This window comes from Acidobacteriaceae bacterium (genome assembly GCA_035944135.1).
GTDB lineage: Bacteria > Acidobacteriota > Terriglobia > Terriglobales > Acidobacteriaceae > Granulicella.
Genome location: DASZBM010000001.1, coordinates 137,584 through 161,729, shown reverse-complemented (window position 1 = coordinate 161,729; position 24,146 = coordinate 137,584). Strand labels below are relative to the sequence as shown.

The window sequence follows — 24,146 nt, the reverse complement described above, 5'->3', positions numbered from 1 at the left end:
AACCTCTCACCCAGCCCAAATTCCTTTTGCGGCGTGCCGCCCGCTCACCTTCTCAAACTCCAGGAACTGCGCTACGCTGAAGGCGAAGATGGGCGGGCCCAAACCGGACAAGATCTCTCTCGACGCGGCGATGCCGCAGCTCTATGAAGAGCTGCACCGGATCGCCCATATCTACATGAGCCGCGAGCGAGGGTCACACACGCTGCAGCCCACTGCCCTGATCCACGAAACGTATCTACGGATGCTGGGACAGCACAGCGTCGATTTCCGGAACCGCGCGCAGGTGCTTGGCGTGGCCGCGCAGATGATGCGCCGCATCCTGGTCAATCATGGCGAGGGCAAGAACGCAGCCAAGCGCGGTGCAGACTGCACGATGGTCTATCTCTCGGATTCTCCTGACGTAGCGCAATCCGACCCCGTGCTCTTCGATGAGCTTGACCAGGCTCTCGACCGGCTGGCCGCGATGGACGAGCGGCAGGCTAAGGTCGTGGAGTTGCGCGTCTTCGGCGGTCTGACGGTCGATGAAGTCGCAGAGTTTCTCCGCATATCCGTAGCTACCGTGCACCGCGACTGGGCCTCCGGCCGGCTATGGCTGGCCCACGCCCTTACCTCGAGCTAACGGGCTGCACAGGCTGCGATCTGTTGCCGCCCGTTCAGGAATGAGTAGAAATAGCGCGCACCAATTCGCTGAATACAAGCGTCTGTGCGGTCTAGATTTCCCGACGCCTCCGCCTCCACCTGGCTTTCGACCAGGTCGACCTCCTGCGGATCCGGAACGCCTTTGCGAGCGATGACCAGGGCTTGGCGCGCTGCTTCGAATTTCGTCGCCGCCTCTGTGAATTTGCGTTCCTCCCGGAGGAGCCGCCCGAGCAACAGATTGCACATGGCGATTCGGATTTCCGCGCTGAGGACCTGCGGATACCTGGGCGCGTAGTTCTCTGCGATGGCCAGCGCACGCTCCAGGATGCGACGGCGCTCTACCGCAGGAATGAGTGGCTCCCATCCCAACTGCTGCCCCATCCACAGCAGCTGTACCCGCGGCCCGACGTCTCCGCGTGACGTGCGTTCGAGGGCCTCCATTGCATCGAAGGAGCGCATCGCCTCGTCAGCGCCACGCTTCTGGCCTTCTGCAAGTTCGAGCAAAGCCCGGTACTCGAGTTGCATTGCGTACTGCTGATCGAGCTTCGCATTGTTACCCGCTTCCGGGCGATCCTTCTCACTCTCATTGGCAAGCAGGCTGTCTGCCTTTGGCAGATCGCGCAAAAGCACTGCCGTGGCGAGTTCGTAATCCCGAATCACATGCCGTACTTGGGCAAGGCGGGGATCCTGCACCCGGGGATCCTGCGCCCGGCGTTCCAGCTCCGCATAAGCGTTGCGCACTCCGTTTTCATCACCCAGGTAGATGGAACTGTCGATGATCGTGAGTTCGGCGTAGATCGCATTTACCGTCGACCAGGTCGCGACGACGTCATTCGGATATTCGCGTACCACGCGGTCCGCGAGCTCACGCGACTTCACGGCCCAGGTAATGCCGCCACGCGGGTCGGCGAAATTCCACATCGCTCCGTTGCCAGTGCGATTGGTCGCGAGTTCACCGGCGATCGAGGCCATCGTATTCAGGCTTCGCGCGGTCGGTTTCCCGGTCAGCAGCGGCTGTCCCACCTCCCACATATGCTTCAGTTGCGCGTCATAAGCGGGAATATCGCCCTGAGCCTCGTCGATCGCCTGCGCGTTACGCAGGTCGACGAAGATGAAATCCTGAATCGTCTTCGGATCTTTGGGGTGCCGGCTCAGCACATTTTCGGCGAGTGCCAGCGCCTTGGCCTGTGAGACGTGAGCGCCGGCTACGTCGCCCTCGCTCTGCTTGAGGAAGTTGTACTGCTCCTGACTCAATTGCGCATATCCCTGCGCGAGCTCCATCTTCAACTTATCGTCGTTGCCGGAGGCCGCCGCGGAGACGTCAAGGTATTTCATGCCCGTTTTCAGAATGACGCCCCGGGCTTCTACGGTGCCCGGAATTCCGTCAAGCTTCGGGTCGACGTCGAAGATGAAGGTGTGCGCGAGGTCGTGCACGTCTTTCAGGCGCGTCTCAGCGACGTTTTCCGCGCGGCGCGCAACGATGGCGTACCGAACGACGAACACCACACTCACCATCGCAATCACTAGGGCCGCAGCAGCCACCCCAACGTAACCGCGATGGCGACGCACAAATTTCGATACGCGATAGCGGACGCTGTCGGCGTGCGCCGCAACGGGCTCCGAAGCGAGATAACGCTCCACATCCCGGGCAAAGTCGGATACCGTGCCGTAACGGCGCTCTGGTTCTTTGCGCAATGCGTGAAGCAGGATGATGTCGAGGTCCCCCCGCAGTTCAGCCTTGCGCTCCGGAGGCGCAACCTCGCTCGCCGGGCGCGCGGCCGTTTCCCGGACGACGCGTGCTGCCTCGAAGCTCGACATCCCCTCGATGGGATAGGGCAGAGTCCCCGTCAGCATTTTGTAGAGGACGGTCGCCAGCGAGAATTCATCGCTCGCCATTCCCACCGGCTGACCGCTGAGTTGCTCCGGGCTGGCGTACTGCAACGTCAACAGCGGCGCGGTCAGCTCAGTGGTGTGCGTCTCATTGAGGATGCGCGAGATTCCAAAGTCCAGAAGGCGCGCTGCGCCGTCGGCTGTTACGAGTATGTTGGCTGGTTTGAGGTCCAGATGGAGCACCAGGTTCCTATGAGCGAACTCTACAGCCTTAGCCACCTGCAAAAAGAGGCGCAGACGGTCCGCGACGGAGAGCTTATGGCGCTCGCAGTACTGATCGATGGGCAGACCTTCGACGTACTCCATCACGGCGTACGGCTGACCCGAGTCAGTCACCCCTCCATCGAGCAGCCGCGCGATGCCCGGATGCTCGAGCTTCGCGAGAATCTGCCGCTCGCGTCGGAATCGTTCGAGGGCGCCCCTGCCCGGCAGTATCTCGCGCATCAGCTTCAGCGCGACACGCTGCTCGAACTGCTGATCCGCGCGCTCGGCAAGATAGACGGCACCCATGCCGCCGCTGCCAATCTCATGCAGCACGCGATACTTTCCAATCATCAGGCCGCTGAGGCCAACAGCCCGCTCAATCTCGTCTCTCCAGCGGTCGACATCAAAGAGCCGCTGACATTCGGGCTCAGCCCCTAGCAGGTCGAGAACGGCGCGATGCATCTCCGTCGATCGCCCCGCCAAGCCCTCCAGGTAGGCGTTGCGATCTGCGCCGTCGACAAGGAGTACCGTTTCAAGCTCGGTGCGCACTTTCGACCACTGCTCCGGCGTCATTGATTCCACGTCAGCTCTCGTTGCTCCTTGTCGACTCTTAGCTATCCAGAGGCACAGGGAAGGCAGCGCGCTCTCCGCTGATTGCACGAGAGCTGCCGTTCGACCGCTGCGTCTACATCACGAAACGCAGAACGGCGGACGTGTCCGGATAACTACTGGGATCGAAAACATTCAAGCATATGGCGATCGCGCACGCCACATGAAGGTAGTTTCAGTAAAAATTGCTGTCGACATCATTTTCCTTTTGCGATCGAGCGAGTGCTATCCGATAACGCAGCGCGCGCGGGAAAAACCTCTCAAGCTCGCGCCGCCAGGTCGACGACGTCCGGATCCGAGGCGCCGATTCATGCCACCGAGATCGCGTAGTTTCTGCAAGCAGAATGGAAAAAAACTAGGCGCGTGGCAATTGGCGCAACCGCCGATTGCCGGCAGATTTTGAGCGGAAATAGACAAGGGCTCGCCCGCGACGTCTCGCGTCCCGCCAACTCGGACTAGAGTGGCCACAATCAGCCACTTGCCACAAACGGCCTGCTTGGAATGGAACGGCAAACTATTGAAAGATTTGGAGCACCGGGCCGGGATTGAACCGGCGAATACTGGTTTTGCAGACCAGCGCGTTAGCCACTTCGCCACCGGTGCTCTCGGCGTGCCTGTATCTCAGAAACAGGCACGCATAACTGTTCGACACTGCAACTAGAAGGCCGCTTGAGCGGCTCTTACTTCGGCTGCGCTGCCGTGCGGAGGTAAGGTTTCACGGTCTTGTAGCCGGGGAAGAGCTTGTCGGCCTCTTCGTTGCTTACCGCTCCTCCAATAATGATATCGTCGCCCTGCTTCCAGTTCGCCGGCGTCGATACTTTATGCTTCGCCGTCAACTGCATGGAATCGATGACGCGCAAAATCTCATCGAAGTTGCGCCCCGTCGACATCGGGTAGGCTAGGTGCAGCTTGATGCGCTTGTCCGGGCCGACGACGAACACGGTGCGCACCGGCGCATTGTCCGCCGGTGTACGGCCTTCGCTGCTCGAGCCGGCATCCGCCGGAAGCATGTCATAAAGCTTCGCAATCTTCAGCTCGGGGTCGCCGATCACCGGAAACTTCACCGGAGATCCGCAGACTTCCTCGATGTCCTTCTCCCACCGCTTGTGCGACTCGACGGGATCGACCGACAGCCCGATGACCTTCGCGCCGCGGGCGGCGAACTGGTCCTCGAGCGTCGCAACCGCGCCGAGCTCCGTCGTGCAAACTGGCGTGAAGTCCTTGGGGTGAGAAAAGAGCACGCCCCAGTTGTTGCCGAGCCACTCGTGGAAGTGAATCGGTCCCTGCGTGGTATCAGCGGTGAAGTCAGGAGCAATATCGTTGATGCGGAGAGACATCGTTCTATACCTGCCTTGTATTTTTTATTTCGTTGAAGTGCTTGTCCTAACTGAAAAACCCACCGGGCCAGGGCCTTGGGTGGGTTCTGAGCGTCGATTCACTCTTGCGCTTTTACGGCCTCGACTCGCTCATCTGCTCACCCGCATGACCCCGCAGCAACAGCAGCAGCAGAGGTGAGCGGACATGTGCGAGCGAAGCATCGGTTCGTGTCTCAAATCTTTTACCGCCGCTGGCGCCAAGCGTCAGCATGGAAGCAGTTTGCCCCACTTGCAGCTGTCCTCAAGGTACGTCCGCCCATCCGTCATGTCAACCGGACGACGATCGAGCCCTGCGCTAAATCGGTAGACTCAACTGCATGAATCGCAAGCTGGATTACACCATCCTCGATGTCTTCGCCGAGCGCCCGCTCGAAGGCAATCCGCTGGCTGTCTTCCATGATGGCCGCGGCCTCTCCGACCTGCAGATGCAGGCCATCGCGCGAGAGACCAACCTCTCCGAGACCACCTTCGTCTTGCCTTCCGGCGATGCCGATCACGACCGCGCCGAAGGCGTCCGCGTCCGCATCTTCACCACACAGGAGGAGCTCCCGTTCGCCGGCCACCCCACGCTCGGCACGGCGAGCTGGCTGTACCTGAACCATCCTCCTCTGCGCGGAGCTGCGGACCTCAAGCTTCTGCTCAACGTCGGTCCCATCGCCGTGAAGATCGAACCAAAATCAGCCGCCGAAAGCGGCGTCTTCGGAACGATGTGGCAGAAGGACGCCGAGTTCAGCCGTCCCCACGACCGGGCCGAAGTCGCCCGCGTGCTCGGCCTTCAGGAATCCGACCTCCTCGAAGACGCGCCGCCGCAAACCGTCTCTACCGGCAACCCCTTCTGCATAGTCGCGCTCAAGCTCGAAGCTCTGCAGCGGCTCGCGATTCCCCAATGGGAAGCTTCCGCCTGGCTCGCGGAAAACCGAACCCGCTGGTTCTACTGCATTGCCCCAGATCAACACAATGTAAAAAAGCCCCTCGCGGATGCCGCCGTCTGGCGCGCGCGCATGCAGTTTTACTCCGGCGAGGACCCAGCCACCGGTTCCGCGGCAGGCTGCGCAATCGCCTGGCTCGTGCAGCATGGACTCGCCCACTCAGGGCGCGAAGTCATACTGCGGCAAGGGCTTGAACTAGGGCGTCCAAGCCGTATCGTGGTCCGCGCTGCCCGACAAGACGGGGGTGTCGGCTCCATAACGGTCTCGGGCAGCACCATCCCTGTGGCAACGGGTGCCTTTTTCCTGCCCATTTAACGAAGATTTACACAGGACTGAAGACAACAAACCTCAACATTGATGCGCACTCCATAAGGCTCAGTGGATGCGCGACACGGAATTGGTTGCGTTTTCGCCATAATTTCGCCGTTGCTGCGGGAGGTTCCTCTCCGTATGCTCAGCAAATCGTCGTTGGGCTCGGGCTCAGGGACGTAAAGTTTTCGCCTGATTTTTTCAAACAATTTGCGCTGAACCCTTTAGAGCGGATTCACCGCTCTAAGCCTTCCTGCGGCTAAAACCGCTCCAGAGAGGGTACAGGGGTAGGATCTTCGTTTCCTTTCACGAGGACGGCCGCGACCGCAAAATCGCCGCCTTCGAGAAAGGGTGGAAGTGCTGCGAGGCGCGCCGTCTGACTGCAGAAAGCGTCGGCTCTTCGATGCTTTTCCACAGAGTCTCGGCGCCCAACCTGCCGTGCCGGTGGCACGACCGCCTGCGCCGGACAGGACTCGCGCGCCCGAAACGGGATCCACGGTGCCACAACCCGCCGATGCTCAGGCCGTGCGCTCGCATGGCTCGGAGGTCTGCGGCATCGCGCAACGGCCGACGCTTCCTCAATGGAAGTGGGGACTACAACGCACCAGCAGGAAGGCCGGTAACCCCCGGCAAAAAGAGAGATTCGACGATGCGCCCTCGTAAGACGATTGTGTGTGTAGAAGACAACGAGCAGATTCTTTCCGTAAGGAAGTTCCTCCTGGAGACCCGCGGATATCGTGTCCTGGCGATGAGCTCCGGAGCCGAAGCGCTGGACTATTTGCGCGGCGCGATCCCTGGCTCGGTGGATCTTCTGCTGGCAGATGTCATCATGCCGCAGATGGACGGCAATGAGCTCGTCCGTCGCGCCAAACAACTTCACCCCGGTCTCCCCACGCTTCTGATCTCCGGCACGGTCTCCAACTTTGACCGCGCCGCTGCGGCCGACGCGTTCCTCCCCAAAGGCGCCTGCACACCCGCCGAGATGCTCGATCGCATTCGCATCCTCGTCGCCCGCAAGCGCGGACCGAAGAAGCAGATTCAGGTACCCGCCCCCGAAGTCGCGATCGCAATCGCAAGCTGATCCACCCTCCTCCTCCTCCTCCTAAGACCAGGGGCGAGTCGCACATCGACTCGCCCCCTTTTTGCGCCCTTGCATTTCTTCCCGTCATCCCCGCAGGGATCTGCTTCTCCGGACTTCGCAATCAGCAGAGCCTCACGCTTCCACCAGTCCATACCGGCGCTGCCACTGCCGCTTCAGCCGCGTCCACACAGCATCGCGTTCTTCGCGCGAGATCGTTGGGTCAGGCGACTCCACAAAACGCGCGGCCTCTGATTTCGCCAGCTCCAGCAGATCACGATCGCGCGCCAGGTTTGCGACGCGAAACTCCGGCAGGCCGGCCTGCCGCGTGCCGAAGAACTCGCCCGGCCCCCGCTGCGCCAGATCCATCTCGGCCAGCGCGAACCCATCCTGCGTCTGCACCATTGCATCCAGTCGCAGCTCCGCTTCCGGCGATATCCTGCTTCCCGTCAGCAGCACGCAGTAGCTCTTCGCCGCGCCGCGACCCACGCGCCCGCGAAGCTGATGCATCTGCGCCAACCCGAAACGCTCCGCATGTTCAATCACCATCACCGTCGCGTTCGGCACATCCACGCCAACCTCAATCACGGTCGTCGACACCAGCACGTTGATCTCGCCGCGCTGGAAGCGTGCCATCGTCACTTCCTTATCGTCTGCACTCATGCGCCCGTGCAGAAGTCCCAGCTTCAGCCCGTGCAGCGCGCCATTGCTCAGCTCATCGAACATCTCCGACGCCGACCGCAGCTTCGCTCGCGACACCGTCCGCTTCGGCTTCGTCTCGAGCGCAAGCTTCTTCGTCGCGCTTCTTCTGCTCTTCGACGCTGACTCGCTGACTTGCTGACTCGCTGAGTCCGGGCTGAAGCCCGGACCTGCCGCTGACTCGCTCGTCTCATCCTTCGCAAAATCCAGCTCCGGCTGATCGTCGCGTTCGCCTTCGATGATCGGATAAACGATATACGCCTGCCTGCCTGCTTCAACCTGTTTGCGCACGAACTCCCACACCTCATCCGCCCGCTCCTCGGGCATGCGCCGCGTGACAATCGGCGTTCGTCCCGGCGGCAACTCGTCGAGCACGCTCGCCTCAAGATCGCCATAGATCGTCAGCGCCAGCGTGCGCGGAATCGGCGTCGCCGTCATCACGAGCACATCAGGTTCAGTCGCCGTTCCACTTGCTCCGGGTTTGCGCATCAGCTTGAAACGCTGCTGCACGCCAAAGCGATGTTGCTCATCGACGATCACTAGCCCCAGATTGTCGAAGTCCACCTTCTCTTCGACCAGCGCATGCGTCCCAATTGCGAGATCCGTCTCGCCGCGAAAGATGCGCCCGCGCGCATCGCGCTTCATGCGATCATCCAGCGAGCCTGTCAGCAGCGTCACGCGATAACTCCGCTGCTTGCTCGGCGAAACCGCATCGCGCAGCAACTTGCGCGCGGAGAGATAGTGCTGTGTCGCGAGAATCTCCGTCGGCGCCATCATTGCGACCTGGTATCCGTTCTCGATCGCCACCAGCGCTGCCTCGAGCGCCACAATCGTCTTGCCTGAACCCACATCGCCCTGCAGCAATCTCCGCATAGGCCGCGGCGCGCGCATGTCCGCAACAATCTCGCCGAGCACGCGCTTTTGCGCGCCCGTCGGCTTGAACGGCAACACCTGCTTCAAGGCGGTGCGTACCTGGTCGTTCGTGACGAACGCCGTTCCTTCGCGCTCGCGCAATCGTCTCCGCTTCAGCTCCAACCCAAGCTCGAGATACCAAAGCTCCTCAAAGATCAGCCTGCGATGCGCCGGCGTGCGCGCCGACATCAGCTCCGTCATCGGCGTGCCCGCAGCAGGGAAGTGAATCGCCTCCAGCGCCTCCATGCGCGAGGGCAGCCCCAGCCGTTCGCACAGCGCCGCAGGCAGCGTCTCTTCGGCCGCGCCGCGCGCACCGGATTCCAAAGCCCCGCTCTCCTTCAACTCGCGAAAGATCGTCCACATCACCCGCCGCAGCCAGCGCGACGTCAGCTTCGATCCCCATGGCGTCGTCCCTCCCACCGACGGATACACCGGCACGATTCTGCCCATCTCGAGCGTCGTGAACTCCGCGTCCTCACCCGTCGCGCTCGCATCCGGCAGAATCTCGAACGTCGGCTGCACCATCTTGAACTTCGTCGAACCCGGCGGTGCGTTCAGTGCATTCCCGCTCCGAGAGCCCTCCAGCTTCCCATACAGCGCAATGCGCTGCCCCGCCCGAAACCTGTCCTTCAGATACGAGCCGTGAAACCACAGGCACTTCACCGTTTCAAATATCGGCGGAGGCCGCAGCAGCCCATCCATGCCCGGCTCCCTCTGCTGATCCGCCGCATTCAGCGGAGCCACCCCCACCGTCATCTCGAAGATCGGCCCCGAGCGCGTCCGCAGCAGCACCGATCCACGAACCTCGCCAATCACCGACGCCATCTCGCCCGGCATGTAGGCCGAAAGTGGTTTGGGATGTAGACGATCCTCGTATCGGAACGGCAAATGGTACAGCAGGTCCTCCACCGTCTCGATGCCCCGCTCGTGCAGACCCTCGCCAATACGCGCACCGATTCGCTTCACAAACTTAACCGGCGTCTGCATTTCAAGGGTCACGGCCTTGATGCTAGCAGGGGATTCCACTACAGCTTTAGTACCGTCAGAATGGGATAATAAGAGGTAGAGCCCCCCAGTTCTAAGCTCGGCAATGGATTCCTTCTTCTTCCGTTTCAGAAACGCGCTTGTCCTGATCGTCATCGTGCTGCTTCAGGTCGTCGCGCTCGCCGTTCAGGTGCAGCGCCCGATCGAAGGCGCGATTCCCGGAAGCGCCCCCGACGGCAAAAAAGTCACGCTCCTTCGCCGCTGGACCGTCGCCCTCGTCACCCCCGTCGAGCGCCTTACGCACGGCTCAAGCCTGCACACCCGCAGCGTCTGGGACAACTACATCGACCTCCGCCACACTCGCCAGCAGAATCAGCAGCTCAAGCAGGAGATCACCCAGCTCCGCGAAGAAGAAGCCGCCTTCGCCGAAGACGCCGCCCAGGGCCGCCGCCTCCAGGCTGTGCTCGGCTTCCAGCAGCAATATATTTCCAAGACCGTGGCCGCCCAGGTCATCGGCACCAGCGGTTCGGATCGCTCGCATGTCCTCTACCTCGACAAAGGCCTCGTCGACGGCCTGCGCCCCAATCAAGCCGTCATCACCCCCTACGGCGTCGTCGGCAAGCTGCGCGACGTCTTCCCGCACACCTCACAGCTTCTGCTCATCAACGATTCCAGCTCTGGTGCCGGCGTCCTGCTCGCCTCCACGCGCATCCGCGGCATCCTTCGCGGCACCACCGCCGGCGAAATCCAGATCAACAACCTCACCCCGGACCAGCGCATCAAGCCCGGCGAGCAGGTCATCACCTCCGGCGGCGACCAGGTCTTTCCGCGCGGCCTTCCCGTCGGCACCATCGTCTCCGTTGTCCCGGACCCGCAGCACCAGCCCTATACGGCCATCACCATCAAGCCGGCCGCCAACCTCGCCCAGCTTGAAGAGGTCCTCGTAATCACCGGCACCTCGTCCACGCTGCCCGCACAGGCCCAGGCCGACGCCGCCCAGGCTGAAGCGACTGCCGAGGAAAACAAGCGCGCTGCCGAGGTCCTCGCCGAGAAGCTGCCCAGCATCTACGACCAGCCGACCACTGACAGCAACTCACCCAACGCGTCAAACACCACGCAAACCCCTGCCGCGACCGCCGCCAACGGCAAGCCCATCGACACCACCGGACAGAACCTCGTCGGCGGCCAGCCCGGAGTGCCCAACTCAGGACTTCCCAGAGCTCAGCCGCCGCTTCATCCTGATCGCTACACACCCGGATCCACACCGCCCGCCGCCGACCTGCAACCCGGCGCGCCCGCCACTTCTACCTCTACGCAAGCAAAGCCCGAAGCCCCCTAAACCCAACGCAGACCCCGATGCCTGAGCATAGTTACACATCTCGAGCCGAGCTTGACCAGTACGCGTTTCGACCCATCGTCACCGTGCTGGCGCCGCTGCTCTGCATCCTGCTGCAGGCGATGCTTCCCAAGACCTGGGCCAAGTTCAACTACGTCGATCTGCCGCTCATCGCCGTCATCTTCTTCGCCGTCGCCCGCCGCAATCCCATCACCGGCACCATCACCGGCACCATCATCGGCCTCTTGCAGGACGGCCTTACGAACCATCCCTTCGGCGTCTTCGGCATCGCCAAAGGCATCATCGGCTACATCGCTGCCAGCATTGGCTTCGCCGTCGACGTCGACAACATGGTCAATCGCGTTCTGCTGAACTTCGGCTTCAGCCTCATGCAAAGCGGCCTTCTCTATCTCATTTCGAGACGACTTTTGGCCGATCCAAGCGTCCATCTACAGCCGGTCCATCAGCTTATCTGCGCGGTCGTAACCGCAGTCGTCGCTATCCCGGTCTTCCTCCTGCTGGACCGCTTCAAGCTCCGCGAGTAGCGATGAACACGCAGACAACCACGCGTTCACGCCATCAGCAAATCAGAGGAACACGGTCTTGATCTTCAACGACGACAATACGGATGCCCTTAGCCGGCGCGAAAAGCTTTCTGCAATAAAGCTCTCCGCCTCGCAGTACGTCGTCGCGCTCGTGCTGCTCGTCCTCGGCGCCGGCCTTTGGCGTGTGCAGGTACTCGGCGCCTCCAACTACCGCGTCCTCGCTGAGCAGAACCGCATCCGCAAAGTCCCCGTCCTCGCCCCGCGCGGCCGCATCTTCGACCGCGAAGGCCGCATCATCGTCGACAACTATCCGTCTGTGAGCTGCTTCCTTCTCCGCGAAGGCCAGGCCCATCTCGATCAGGATCTCCCGCTCATCGCCAGCGGCCTGCACATGACCGTCGATCAGATTCAGTCGACGATCCGCCACTACCAGTCCGCGCCCAAGTATCAGCCCATCCCGCTCAAGCAGGACATCACGCCCGACGAGCAGGCCTTCATCGCCGCCCACCGCGACGATCTCCCCGAACTTGAAACTCTCGACGAGCAGCGCCGCCTCTACCCTGACAACGGCTTCATGGCCCACGTCATCGGCTACGTCGGCGAGGTCTCCGAGGCCGACCTCAACAACTCCAAGTACGCCTTCTACTCGCCCGGCGACGTCGTCGGTAAGTCCGGCGTCGAGGAAGCCTACGACGAAATCCTTCGCGGCACCGACGGCTCCCGCGACGTCATCGTCAACTCGCACGGTAAAGAAGTTGGCATGTTAGGCCAGGAGATGGCCAAGCCCGGCACGGACCTCCGCCTCACCATCGACCTCGACCTCCAGAAAGCCGCCGAGCGCGCGCTCGAAGGCAAGACCGGCGCCATTGTCGCCATGGACCCGCACACCGGCGAGATTCTCGCCATGGCCTCGCGCCCCACCTTCGATCCCAACCAGTTCGCCGTGCGCCTTAGCCATGCCTACTGGCAGTCCATCATCACCAACCCCGACCATCCGCTGATGAACAAGGCCATCCAGGCACAACTGGCCCCCGGCTCGACCTTCAAGGTCATCATGACGCTCGCCGGGCTGCAGGAGAACGCCGCGCAGAACATGCACGTGGAATGCAACGGAGGCGCAACGTTCTTCGGCCACTTCTTCGCCTGCGACAAGCACCACGGCATGGTCGACATCCACAGCGCGCTGCCATACTCCTGCGACACCTTCTACTACACGCTCGCCAACAAGCTCGGCATCGACACCATCGCGAAATACGCCGAGAGCGTCGGCATCGGCGAGAAGACCGGCGTCGACATCCCCGACGAGGCCTCCGGCGTCATGCCCTCCACCGAGTGGAAGCTCAAGACCCAGCACGACAAGTGGTACGCCGGCGAGACCATCTCCGTCGGCATCGGCCAGGGCGCCATCGAGGTCACGCCCCTGCAGCTTGCGCGCGCTCTCAGCGGCATCGCCTCGGGTGGTGTTCTCCGCCGGCCGCATCTTGTCTTCCCCAACGAGCTCACACCGGAACAGCTCACCGCGATTCAGAACAACTATCCCGGCTCAGGCAACAAGACGATTCCCCTTACGCCCGAAAACTGGGAGATCATCACCGACGATATGGCCAACGTCACGCAGAGCCCCATCGGCACGGCGGCCGAAGCCCGGCTCGATGGTGTGGACTTCGCCGGCAAGACCGGTACCGCACAGGTCGTCGGCCACGACACCAAGCTCGCCCACGGCCACAACACCATCCCCAACGCCTGGTTCGTCGGCATCGCTCCCCGCCGCAATCCTGACATCGTTGTCGCTGTCCTTTGGGAGCACGGCAACTGGGGCAACAACTCCGCCAAGCTCGCCGCGCAGGTCATCAACGCCTACATCACCAAGCAGCGCACCCGCGCCGGCAACCTGATGAAGCTCGCCGAAACGCCCGCTGCCAAACCTGACGGCCTCGGCGGCGCCGCCCCGGCTGCGAACACCACAGCGGGTGTATCTGGTTCTGCTCCGGGTGGACAGTGATGCTAGTTGAACGGCAGGAGCGTAATTCGAATGTTGCTGGGTCTGATGCTCAGAAGGGCCCCGGCCTCGAGTTGAGGTCGTCCTCGTCCGAGGGCTTCCAGCACTCGCACACCAACTTGGCGCGGCAGGTTCGCGCCTGTGCGCAACTGGACCACGCTCGGACCGGTCAGCCGGTTGCGCGCAAGGAGAATTCCGAAATCCAAGTCCTCGGTGAAAACAATGTGCCCGTGCCGCTGGGCATAGGACATGATCTCCTCGTCGGGCGCCCCTGCATGTCCGATAGAAGACCAGTGGATCGAAGGGTATCCGGCTTCCGACAGGAAGTTGCACCACAGCCGGCTCAGGTTCATGTCAACGACGATCGTCATCCGGCTAAGGGCATAAGCTCGCTGGACTGTGCCGATAGTGCCGCGTACCGCAATGCCTGCAGAACATCCTCGCGCTCGAGGTACGGATACGCATCAAGAACCTCTTCAATGCTTACTCCAGTACCCATCAGGCCAACAATCATGCCTACCGTAACGCGCATGCCCCGAATGCAGGCTTTACCTTGCATCACGGCTGGGTCGTGGGTTATCCGGTCAAGTTCGTCCATGGCGGGTCTCGCTCACCGCTATCTTACGTGCTCGCTTCCCGTTTTTGTCGGGAAATGCGAAGCAGCGCCCATAGGTTAGGAACCCATGCTGCGTACCCGACTCCGCGATTTCGACTGGACCCTGCTGGTCTTCGTGCTCATCATGTGCGTGATCAGCGTCATCGAGATTCGCTCTGCCACCGCCACCACCAAGTTCCACGGCTTCCAGGTCAAGCAGGTGGAGTTCATCGCCGTCGGTCTCGTCCTGATGTTCGTCGTCTCGGTCATCGACTACCACCGCCTGCTCGACATCGCTCCCTGGGCCTACGGCATCAGTCTCTTCCTGCTCGTCGCCGTGCTCATCCCGCACATCGGCCAGAAAGTCCTCGGCGCCCGCCGCTGGATCAACCTCGGCGGCGGTGTCCACTTCCAACCCTCCGAATGGGTCAAGCTCGTGCTCATCCTCGCCGCCGCCCGCTTCCTCTGGACGCGTGTCGGCGAAGAGATGAACTGGGTCGACATCGCCAAGGTCGTCGCCCTGATCGGCATCCCCATGGCGCTCGTACTCAAACAGCCGGACCTTGGCACCGCGCTCACCTACCTTCCCGTGCTCGTAGTCGGCATGTTTCTCGGCGGCATGCAGTGGAAGCAGGCGGCCATCATCCTCCTCGGCCTGCTCATGCTCGGTGGCATCGCCTTTGCTACAGGCAAGCACCTCAAGCCCTACCAGCAAAAGCGCATCGACGCCTTCCTCAACCCCGATTCCGACCCCAAGGGCTCCGGCTACCAGATCCGGCAGTCGCTCATCGCCGTCGGTTCCGGCGGCATCTGGGGCCAGGGTTCCAATAAAGGCAGCCAGACCCAGGGCGACTTCCTCCCCATTCCCTACACCGACTTCATCTTCGCCGCCTTCTGCGAGGAGCACGGCTTCGTCGGCGCTGTCATCGTCCTCCTGCTCTACTTCCTGATATTGATACGCCTGGTTCAGAACGCCCAGACCGCCGCCGACGCGCCGGGAGGTCTGCTGGTCATGGGAATCTTCGCCGTCTTGCTCTTCCAGGTGGCTATCAATATAGGAATGTGCATCGGTCTCATGCCCGTCACCGGCATCCCCCTGCCGCTGATGAGCTACGGCGGCTCTTCCGTCCTCTTCACGTTCCTCGCGCTCGGCATCGTCATGAACGTCCGTATGCGCCGTTTCGTGAATTAGCCCGCTTGACAATTCGCTCCCCCGGAGAGGCGGGAATTTTCGAAGCTCCTTCATAACTCCGGCATAAGGTCCGGACCTAACTCTCATGTTCTGAAGATTTTGCGCAATAAATGGGGGGGGAGGGGGCACCCCCGCCCTGCACCATTATGTACTCCCTCATTCCTCGCATCTGGCTTCTCGCATCTCCCGCGGATGGTGCATACTAGAAGGTAGGTTCTGGCCGGAAGGCCAGCCCCAAACGAATTGACCGCTCGCAGGATGTCACCCATTCCCTGCCGGCGGCCAGGCAAGATCTTTTAGAAGGCCGGCCAGGCACGGATCAACTTCCGCAGGCCGGACAGGTTTTGAGAATGCAGCCATGCGGACGGCTAACGGCCCCGCCTCAGTCTGAGGTTGATCTGGTCACAAACTCCGCACGGCAGCTTCTGCCCGAGAACAACATGTTGGACTCCCGGGCACGCAGCGCCACACTGGACAAGTTCTTTCTCAACGAATTCCTCGGGACGCCACTCGCGCCTCCCGCAGGCAGCGCCTGCAAGTTGGCAGGCCGTTTGTTGAGCTCGTTGAATTCACCGCCAGTTTTCGCAGCGCATACCTCGTCCGCTCCTGGGAGGTTCGCCCTCGCGAGCTAACGCTCCGGGGCCTTGACCCTGCCTGTTCTGCCAGCTTGTGCCCGGACTCTGATTCCGGCACGGCAGAAAGCAGAGCAGCAAATGTCGAAAGAAATCTATATATCGAGCACGCCGCACGAGACGCGGCTTGCCATCGTCGAGAAAGACGAACTCGCCGAAATCTACTACGAGCGCGAGAACGAATACACCCTCGCAGGATCCATCTATAACGGCCGCGTCACCCGCGTCCTCCCAGGCATGCAATCCGCCTTCGTGGACATCGGTCTCGAGCGCGACGCCTTCCTCTACATCACCGACTTCATGGAGGAGCAGGGCGACGCCGCCGACTTCGAGGCCGAGAGTTCGCGCTCCGGCCGCGGTCAAAGCCGCGAGCGTGGCGAAGGCAGAGGCGAAGGTCGCGAGCGCGGCGAAGGCCGCCGCCGCGGAACACCGCAGCCCCAGACCACCGTCATCGAAGAAGAGCCAGTCACCCTGCAGGGCGAAGCAGGCTCGGCCGACACCGGCGACCAGACGGATGACGGCAGCCGCCGCTGGCGTGGGCGTCGCGGGCGCCGCCGCGGACGTGGCGGCAGCGAAGATCGCCCTGAAGGCAGCTCGCACGTTGAAGCCGGCACAGAGACGAACGTGCCGGAGCCGACCGAGTCGCGCGAGTTTGATGGTCGCCATGACCGTCGCCGGGCGGATCGTGATCGCGACCGAGAAATACTGGCACGCCAGGACTCCGTCCGTGAACGCTTCGCCGCACGCGGCCACCGTCATACTGTTGCTGAAGAATCCGTCGATGTGAATGCATCGGCAGAGCCCTTCATCCTCCCAGGCGAATCGCTCTCCAAGTACCGCCGCGGCGAGCAGAACGACCAGAAGGCTGCTGAATCTCGCCCGTTCGCAACGCACGAAGCCAGCAGCCATGCGAAGCCTTCCACCGAGTTTGAGCTCCCGGGCTCCTGGGATGGCGGCCTCACCCTTCCCGGCGAGACCCTTTCGCGTCATCGCGGCGCCGAACGCACGGAGGCCCACGCCGCCGAGCCCCAGGAATTCAACCCATCAGGTTCAGCGCGTGGAGGCGACCGCCGCCGTGAGCGCGATGCCCGCCGCGGCCGCTCCGGTCGTGAACGCGATCGCCTCTCTCCCGAGGAGGCGGTGATCCCCGCCGTCACCTCGCAGCATGAGCCAGAGCCTGCACCGCAGCCCTTCAGCGACGACGTTCCTTCCTTTGAAGTTGCCGAGACGCAGGCCCGCCTCGAACTCGAGCACCACGTCGCGGAAGAGAGCGTCTACGCCCCCGAGACCGACGTCGCGCCCGTAAGCGCCGAGACATCCAGCGAGTCCGTTCTCGAAGCCGTCCAGGAGTTCCACGAGACCGTCGCCGAGTACGAGCCCGGTGAAGAGGCTTCGGCATCCTATCGCGTCACTCCCGCCGGTCAGAGCGAGTTCCGCCAGAGCGGCACGGTCGACGAAGCCATCGAGCCCGTCGATGCGGAAGGTGTGGCTGAGCCCCGCTTCGACGAGACGCACGGCTTTGCCGGCGCCGACGCACACGAGTTCACCAACGTGCAGCCCACGGGAGAGATGATCTCCGAATGGCCGCTCACGCCGGAGAACGCGAGCGCCGCTGAAGCGCAAACAGCCGCTCCCATCGAGCACGAGAGTGCTGTGCAGTCGGTCGATCTGGCCCACGCCGAGCCGGCGCCCGCCAGCTTTGAGTCCGGCTCTTCACAGAGCTTTGCCCCCGGCGAAGGTCAGCTGGAGGAAGAGCTGATCGACGAAGAGGATGGTGATCTTCCCGAGATCCACGCTGCTGCGACTGAGGACTACGACGAGGAGACGCTCGACAATGCGGCCGACCTCGGCAGCATGATCCGCGAAATGTCCATCGACCAGCACACGCGAGCCGAACTTCCCGAACTCGACGACGATGAGGACTTCGACATCTCCGAGGAGGAGATGGAGGAGGACGAGCTCGAAGCCGACGGGCCCATCGCCGCCAGCGACATCGATGAGGTCGAAGAAGAGCAGGCTGCTGAAGACGAGGAGTTTCCCGACACCGAAGCCACCGAATCTGCCGAGGCCGAAGGCGAGACCTCAACCGAGCGCGAACCCAGTCGCCGTTTCCGTCGCGATCGCGATCGTGGACGCCGCGGACGTGAACGCGGCGGCGAGCGGCGCGGCGGGCACTCCCGGAACGGCGGACGCGCAGGGCGTCACTCCATGCAGACCACGGACCTGCCCGCAATCAGCGACCTGCTGAAGCCCGGCCAGGAGGTCCTGATCCAGATCGCGAAGGAGCCCATCGCCAAGAAGGGCGCGCGCATCACCTCGCACATCGCGTTGCCGGGCCGCTTCCTCGTGTTCATGCCGACCGTCAACCACGTTGGCGTCTCGCGCAAGATTGAATCCGACAGTGAGCGTCGCCGCCTCAAGGAGATTCTGCTCAGCGAAAAGGGCGACGCCTCCGGCGGATTCATCGTGCGCACAGCGGCATCGGGCGCCAGCGAAGACGAGCTCCGCAGCGACCTCCGCTTCCTGTTGAACCTCTGGGCCGACATTAAGCAGCGCTCCGATTCCTCAAAATCGCCCGCGCTCATCTACCACGATCTCAACCTGGTCGAGCGCATCCTGCGCGACCAGGTTACGGACAACTTCTCGGCGATCTGGGTCGATACCGAGACCGAGTACGAGCGCGTGCTGCGCTTCCTGCAGCGCTTCCAGCCGTCACTCATCCGCCGCGTCAAGCTCTATTCCAAGGAGACACCGCTCTTCGAACAGTTCGGCCTCCAGGAAGAGATCAACAAGGCGTTGCGCTCGAAGGTGTGGCTCAAGTCCGGTGGATCGATCGTGATCAACCAGACCGAAGCCCTGGTCGCGATCGACATCAACACCGGCAAGTACGTTGGCAAGACGGCGCGCCTCGAGGACACCATCGTCAAGACGAACCTCGATGCCATTCCGGAGATCGTTCGTCAGATTCGCCTCCGCGACCTCGGCGGCATCATCGTCATCGATTTCATCGACATGGACGAGCGCAAGAATCGCCAGAAGGTTCTCATCGCGCTTGAGGAGGAGCTCAAGAAGGACCGGGCTCCATCGAAGGTTCTTCAGTTCAATGACTTCGGCCTGGTCGCCATCACCCGGAAGAGGGTCAAGCAGTCGCTGGAGCGTACGCTCTCCACGACCTGCGGCATCTGTCAGGGCACCGGTATGACCAAGTCGCCCGTGACGGTCTGCAACGAGATCTTCGTCGAGCTCCGCAAGATGCACCGCCACCTCGAAAAGGGCGACATCATGCTGCGCGTGAACCCGGAGGTCGTCAAGCAACTCAAGTCCGCCGGCGGCAAGTGGCTACAGGAGATGGAGGAGATGAGCGGCAAGACTATCCTCGTCAAATCCGATCCCAGCCTGCATCCGGAGCAGTTCGACATCCACTAGACCCAGCTAAGCAAGAGCAATGGAGAGGGAGGGGAAGCCCTCCCTCTTTTTGTTGGTGACCCGGAGCGGGATACCACTCCCAGGACATAGTTACTTAAAGGTCTTGTGTCGAGGGGAAAGCATTCCGATAATGGTCGTGCACCAGAATCCGCTTCCGCTCGAATAAGGAGTTCGTCTGTGCGACTGACGCGTCTTTGTGTTGCCGCCGCCCTCGTTTTTTCTGCCGCCGCCATTCATGCTGACAGCAAGAACATCGCTGACTATCCGCTGCGGCTGCATATCTTCAGCAGGAACGAGACGACCTTCTATCACAACCGCTGGCCGGACGAGTCGAAAGGCGAGGGACGCGCGAACCTCTTTGAGAATGGTGAGGCGCGCGGGATCGACTTCAACTTCGATTGCTCGAAGAAGATCAAAGCGTCATTTGGGTTTGAGACGTATCCGGCGAAGTGGAAGAAGCCGGGCAGGCAGTTGACGGTGTTGTTCCCAGAGTTCGGCAAGGCCGGCAGCTTCTTCACTTGCACCATCGACACGGATGTGAAGGACTTCGCATATACAGCGGGTAACGGACGGATGGGCTCGGAGTCGGTGGATGCTTTCAAGCACTGGATGGTCGTGCATGACTACGACCCTGAGCACGGCAAAGACATGCCGACGAAGGCGGCGCCCGCCGGAGACGCACAACCAGCGGCGACCCACAACTAGTCAGCGGCGTAATGAGCGCATCTCGTTTGCTGGTGCTGCAGTCGAGCTTCGCAGCACCAGCGAACTCGTTACCGTGTACTCCCGGCCCACTACGTGCGGGTCCTTCCCGAAATCCGACAGCGCTGTGTAGAACGCCTGGGCAAGATTTTCCCGCGACAGCCGAATGGTTGTGAGTGGCGGCTGAATGATGTCGCTCATTTCGATATCGTCGAACCCGACGACCGAGAAATCGTCCGGCACCGATAAGCCGTGCCGCCGAATCACCCGCAGTGCGCCGATCGCGGTGAGGTCATTCGCGCACATGATCGCCGTGGGTCGCGCGTCGATGCCAAACAGCTCTTCCATGCAGCTCTCACCGCCGGATATCCGATAGTTGCCGGCGAGAATGTACTCCGGATGCACATTCAGACCCGCATCATTCATCGCCTCATGAAACGCGCTGATGCGATGATCCGAAATCGTAAGCCCCGACGACCCGCCAATATATGCAACGCGTTCGTGGCCCAACTCACGGAGATGTCTCACAGCCTCACGCAACCCGCTGAGGTAATCGATCACGATATCGGAGAGCCCCGGCCCGACCACGCGCCTGTCCATCGTCACGAGCGGCACACGGTGATGGATCAGGGCCTCAATTGGTTCCGTCTCGATCTCCGCTGCCAGCAGCGCCACACCATCCACCTGCCGGATCAGCATCCGACGAATCGTCTGCTGCATGCGTGAGACGTGCAGGTCTGTCGTGGCGAGGAACATATCCTGGTTGTTGTTCGCCAGGATGCCTTCGAAGCTGCGAATGAACTCAGGGAAGAACGGATTTGTGATGTCCGGAATGATGAGCCCGTAGCTGCTGCTGCGGCCGTACTTCAGTGTCGCCGCGCTTCCATTCGGAACGAATCTGGTCTCCTCGATCACCTTGCGCACACGCTCCGCAGTCTCCGGCCGCACAACGCTTGAGCCGTTGATGACGTTCGACACCGTGGCGCTCGAAACGCCGGCCAGCTTCGCGATGTCGCGCATGTTCATTGCAGTTCACTCTAGCGTGCGCACGGGGAAAGCGGAAGCTAAGCGTGCTGCACTTGAATTCTGGTCGTTCCTATTCGCGAAACTTCACCGCTTCCTTGCTGGCTCCATCTCTCACGACAACCTGTTGCGCAGCGGACGATATGTCTCCGCCATCGATAACGATCCGCTCATTCGCAGCTCCTTCGAGCGATAGAAAAACTTTCGTATCGTTCAGCAGCCGAGGCGCTGAGACGAGCACCTGCTTGCTCGATAGAAACCGGAGCGCCGACTCCGCGCCAGCATCCGCCATGACGCTCAGCCCAGACACCGCCGCGTCAGTCACGCGATCAAACATGACGGCAGGCCGCAAGTCCTGCGTCGCGGTCTGAAGCCGTATGTTCTGCAACGTCAGGCCGCACACTCCGCGCGCGTAGATCCCATACGCGGGAATCGGCCCCAGCATGAAGTACTCGCCTGCAAACTCCGACAACTCGCGCCGCGCCGCATCCTCAGCTGTTCCTCCACCCCCGAACGTCAGATGCACATCCGACATCGATACGTTCTCCATCGTCGCGCCGCCGACGCAGTTGAAGACAATCGCCGAAAGTTTCTCACCCTCGTTAGCGTTCGACGTCACCTTCGCCTCATCGATCTGCCCGGGGTTCGTCGTCACATTGCCGTGAATATTTGAGAACGAAAGATTGCGCAGCACGGCAGGCGTCGTCGACTCACCTTCGTGCGCTGCCATCATGTCATCCTTCACCGCAGGTGGAGGCGCATCCGGCGGTGTGCGCCGTGGCGCGCGCGGGCCTACGCCCACGTGGATAGGCCCCGTCACATCATCCAGCAGGATGTTCGAGAACGAAAGATTCTCGTATGTCGAGCCAGGATTGCCCTGAAATTTAATCGGGCAGCCGTACACCTGGTGCAGAATGCAGTTCGAAACCGCGATGTTTCGCACATCACCGCCGCCAAAGCGAAACACGGACCAGCGTGTCGAGAAGAAACTGTTCGTCACCGTAACGTTCTGGCAGCTTCCGAACAGCGCGCACGCATCATCCTGCGACAGCACAACGCAGTTGCTCACCGTCACATACTTTGCGCTGATGAAATGAAAGCCATCATTATTTCCGTTCACGCGATTATGGATGTACAAAGTGTCCATGTGTACGCGCTGCGACTGAATCACGCGGATGCTGTGGTACGCGCAGTCGATAAGGTCAAGGTTCCGGATTGTCAGCCCTTCGCACTGATACGCCAGGACGTGATACGGCCGCTTGCCTCCGCCGATTCCGCTCGGCGGAGTTTGCCCGCGCACCGGTGAATGAAACTCGTTGCCCTGACCGTTGATCGTTCCCGGTCCCTCGATCGTCACATTCTTCGCGTGAACCGCAAACAGCAGCGCCCAGTTGCCGTCCACCAGCGTCGTATCGCCGTGCAGCGGAATCGCATCCACCGCGTGATACTGCTTGCCATCTGCACTTCCCAGCAACGTTGCTCCCGCCGCGATGTGCAGCGTCACATTGCTCTTCAACTCTGTCGTACCAATCTGAAACGTGCCTGCCGGCACCAGCACCGTTCCTCCGCCATCGCGCGCGCATGCGTCAATCGCCGCCTGTACCGCGGCCGTGTCCATCGCTTTGCCATCGCCCTTCGCGCCGAAGTCACGAACGTTGTATACGCGCGCGCCCAGGTCACTGCCCGAGGCATGCGCGGGCTGCGCTTTCAGCGTCTTGGTGCCCAGCAGACCCAGAGCAATCGCCCCCGCAGGCGCATTCCCAAGCCACTGACGACGCGTGAGCAGTCCAGTTACAGAACATGAGGAATCGTTCACAGCAAAACCTCTCGAGAGCGGTTTTTGATTTCTACTTCGTAACGCGCAGCATCAGCACGCCGTGCGCAGGAATCGCAACGTCATATTTCACCGGCAGCGTTCCGAGATCCTCGTGCAGCCAAAGATCGCGCGCCCGCACGGCGCCGCTGAATCCAAGCTTCGCGAAATTGACATGCGCCGTAAGCATCTTTGGTTGACGATTGAAGATGCCTACTGCTATTGCGCCACTTAGCGGCTTCGACCACACTTCGATCGGCCCTTCCGTATACACGCGGTCGCCCTGCCTGCCCAGCGCATCCTGATCGACGGCAATCACCTCTTTGTTCATCAGGATCGCCTTGGTCTCGTCCGTCATGGTCGCGAGATCGTTGCCCGCGAGCAGCGGAGCCGCCAGAATCGCCCACAGGCTCATGTGCGTGCGATATTCTTCGTTCGACATCTTGCCATTGCCCACTTCGAGCATGTCCGGATCGTTCCAGTGCCCCGGGTCCGCGAAGCGCGCAAGGCCCGCCTGACTGAAGCCGATGTCAGCCATGCGTGCGTAATTGTCGGAGATATCGCCCGTCGTACGCCACAGGTTCCCACCCACGCTCGCGCCCCACTCCCACACGGCGTCTTCGCCGTACTGGCACAGGCTGTAAACGATCGGCCGCCCCGTCCCGCGCAGCGCATCGCGCATCTTGACGTAGGCTTCGATCATGATCTTGTGTGCTGCCTCGGGCGACGGCGCAGCCTTCATCTGATCGCGCAGCCCGCACAGATCGTACTTCAGGTAATCGATTCCCCACGCGGCGTACGTCTGGGCGTCCTGAACCTCATGCCCCAGGCTGCCCTCGAATCCCGCGCAGGTCTTCGCGCCCGGCGATGAATAAATCCCGAGCTTCAGCCCCTTCGAGTGCACATAATCCGCGAGCGCCTTCATGTCCGGAAACTTCGCGTTCGAATGGATGACCCCTTGTGCGTCGCGCTGGCCCTCCCACGTGTCGTCGATGTTGACGTACACGTAGCCCGCGTCGCGCATTCCGGAGGAGACCATCGCATCCGCGGTCGCCCGGATCGTGGCGTCGTCCACTTTCTCGTGAAAGTGGTTCCAACTGTTCCAGCCCATCGGAGGCGTTTGCGCCAGCTTCTGCGACCGAACGGCCAGCGGAGAGACAAAGAAAGCGGCCAGAACAACCGGGCCGATCAGCCGCGAAAGCAAACTCATGCGATGCCTTTAAAGGGAGGGTGACAAGCGGAGATATTTATACG

General features: G+C 61.7%; 17 protein-coding genes and 1 tRNA gene. 9 read left to right on the top strand and 9 right to left on the bottom strand.

The genetic code is table 11. The annotated features are described in order from the left end of the window. The first annotated feature begins 88 nt into the window (after positions 1–88). The gene (locus VGU25_00590) at positions 89–619 is read left to right on the top strand and encodes an ECF-type sigma factor (protein HEV2575678.1); all 531 of its coding nucleotides are present in this window, start codon (positions 89–91) and stop codon (positions 617–619) included. Here the strand turns inward: VGU25_00590 and VGU25_00585 are convergent. The 3 genes from VGU25_00585 to VGU25_00575 form a co-directional block, all read right to left on the bottom strand. Next, positions 616–3,306: a serine/threonine-protein kinase gene (locus VGU25_00585; GenBank protein ID HEV2575677.1), complete on the bottom strand. Its 2,691-nt coding sequence runs from the start codon at positions 3,304–3,306 to the stop codon at positions 616–618. The genes VGU25_00590 and VGU25_00585 overlap by 4 nt on opposite strands. A gap of 563 nt (positions 3,307–3,869) precedes the next feature. Then, positions 3,870–3,945: transfer RNA gene (locus tag VGU25_00580), tRNA-Cys, on the bottom strand. A gap of 77 nt (positions 3,946–4,022) precedes the next feature. After that, the gene (locus VGU25_00575; GenBank protein ID HEV2575676.1) at positions 4,023–4,679 is read right to left on the bottom strand and encodes a peroxiredoxin; all 657 of its coding nucleotides are present in this window, start codon (positions 4,677–4,679) and stop codon (positions 4,023–4,025) included. Positions 4,680–5,035: 356 nt separating this feature from the next. Between VGU25_00575 and VGU25_00570 the strand changes: the two genes are divergently transcribed. Beyond that, positions 5,036–5,962: a PhzF family phenazine biosynthesis protein gene (locus VGU25_00570; GenBank protein HEV2575675.1), complete on the top strand. Its 927-nt coding sequence runs from the start codon at positions 5,036–5,038 to the stop codon at positions 5,960–5,962. Between the two features lie 643 nt (positions 5,963–6,605). Beyond that, positions 6,606–7,037, top strand: coding sequence for a response regulator (locus VGU25_00565; protein HEV2575674.1), 432 nt, complete (start codon positions 6,606–6,608; stop codon positions 7,035–7,037). A 132-nt stretch (positions 7,038–7,169) separates the two neighbouring features. On the opposite strand, the gene recG is transcribed toward VGU25_00565, so the two are convergent. Then, the gene (recG, locus tag VGU25_00560; GenBank protein HEV2575673.1) at positions 7,170–9,632 is read right to left on the bottom strand and encodes an ATP-dependent DNA helicase RecG; all 2,463 of its coding nucleotides are present in this window, start codon (positions 9,630–9,632) and stop codon (positions 7,170–7,172) included. A 103-nt stretch (positions 9,633–9,735) separates the two neighbouring features. Between recG and mreC the strand changes: the two genes are divergently transcribed. The 3 genes from mreC to mrdA are packed head-to-tail and all read left to right on the top strand — an operon-like array spanning position 9,736 to position 13,512. Then, complete coding sequence (gene mreC, locus VGU25_00555) at positions 9,736–10,968, top strand: rod shape-determining protein MreC (GenBank protein ID HEV2575672.1); 1,233 nt, start codon at positions 9,736–9,738, stop codon at positions 10,966–10,968. Positions 10,969–10,985: 17 nt separating this feature from the next. Further along, positions 10,986–11,510 (top strand): rod shape-determining protein MreD, encoded by a 525-nt coding sequence (gene mreD / locus VGU25_00550; GenBank protein HEV2575671.1) that lies wholly within the window; start codon positions 10,986–10,988, stop codon positions 11,508–11,510. A gap of 58 nt (positions 11,511–11,568) precedes the next feature. Continuing rightward, positions 11,569–13,512: a penicillin-binding protein 2 gene (gene mrdA, locus VGU25_00545; protein HEV2575670.1), complete on the top strand. Its 1,944-nt coding sequence runs from the start codon at positions 11,569–11,571 to the stop codon at positions 13,510–13,512. Positions 13,513–13,514: 2 nt separating this feature from the next. On the opposite strand, the gene VGU25_00540 is transcribed toward mrdA, so the two are convergent. Both VGU25_00540 and VGU25_00535 read right to left on the bottom strand, forming a co-directional pair. Further along, on the bottom strand, positions 13,515–13,880 hold the full coding sequence (locus VGU25_00540; GenBank protein ID HEV2575669.1) for a DUF5615 family PIN-like protein: 366 nt from the start codon (positions 13,878–13,880) through the stop codon (positions 13,515–13,517). Then, on the bottom strand, positions 13,877–14,107 hold the full coding sequence (locus VGU25_00535) for a DUF433 domain-containing protein (GenBank protein ID HEV2575668.1): 231 nt from the start codon (positions 14,105–14,107) through the stop codon (positions 13,877–13,879). The genes VGU25_00540 and VGU25_00535 overlap by 4 nt, the downstream gene beginning before the upstream one ends. An 85-nt stretch (positions 14,108–14,192) precedes the next feature. On the opposite strand from VGU25_00535, the gene rodA reads away from it, so the two are divergent. The 3 genes from rodA to VGU25_00520 all read left to right on the top strand — a co-directional run bounded on the left by rodA (position 14,193) and on the right by VGU25_00520 (position 20,059). Further along, positions 14,193–15,296: a rod shape-determining protein RodA gene (rodA, locus tag VGU25_00530; protein ID HEV2575667.1), complete on the top strand. Its 1,104-nt coding sequence runs from the start codon at positions 14,193–14,195 to the stop codon at positions 15,294–15,296. A 713-nt stretch (positions 15,297–16,009) separates the two neighbouring features. Beyond that, positions 16,010–19,354 (top strand): Rne/Rng family ribonuclease, encoded by a 3,345-nt coding sequence (locus VGU25_00525; GenBank protein HEV2575666.1) that lies wholly within the window; start codon positions 16,010–16,012, stop codon positions 19,352–19,354. A 177-nt stretch (positions 19,355–19,531) separates the two neighbouring features. Continuing rightward, on the top strand, positions 19,532–20,059 hold the full coding sequence (locus tag VGU25_00520; GenBank protein ID HEV2575665.1) for a hypothetical protein: 528 nt from the start codon (positions 19,532–19,534) through the stop codon (positions 20,057–20,059). On the opposite strand, the gene VGU25_00515 is transcribed toward VGU25_00520, so the two are convergent. The 3 genes from VGU25_00515 to VGU25_00505 all read right to left on the bottom strand — a co-directional run bounded on the left by VGU25_00515 (position 20,060) and on the right by VGU25_00505 (position 24,102). Beyond that, positions 20,060–21,076 carry a LacI family DNA-binding transcriptional regulator gene (locus tag VGU25_00515; protein ID HEV2575664.1) on the bottom strand — a complete coding sequence of 339 codons (1,017 nt, stop codon included), beginning with the start codon at positions 21,074–21,076 and terminating at the stop codon, positions 20,060–20,062. A 76-nt stretch (positions 21,077–21,152) separates the two neighbouring features. Further along, the gene (locus VGU25_00510) at positions 21,153–22,895 is read right to left on the bottom strand and encodes a glycosyl hydrolase family 28 protein (GenBank protein HEV2575663.1); all 1,743 of its coding nucleotides are present in this window, start codon (positions 22,893–22,895) and stop codon (positions 21,153–21,155) included. A 31-nt stretch (positions 22,896–22,926) separates the two neighbouring features. Continuing rightward, complete coding sequence (locus VGU25_00505; protein HEV2575662.1) at positions 22,927–24,102, bottom strand: glycoside hydrolase family 27 protein; 1,176 nt, start codon at positions 24,100–24,102, stop codon at positions 22,927–22,929. Positions 24,103–24,146 lie beyond the last annotated feature (44 nt).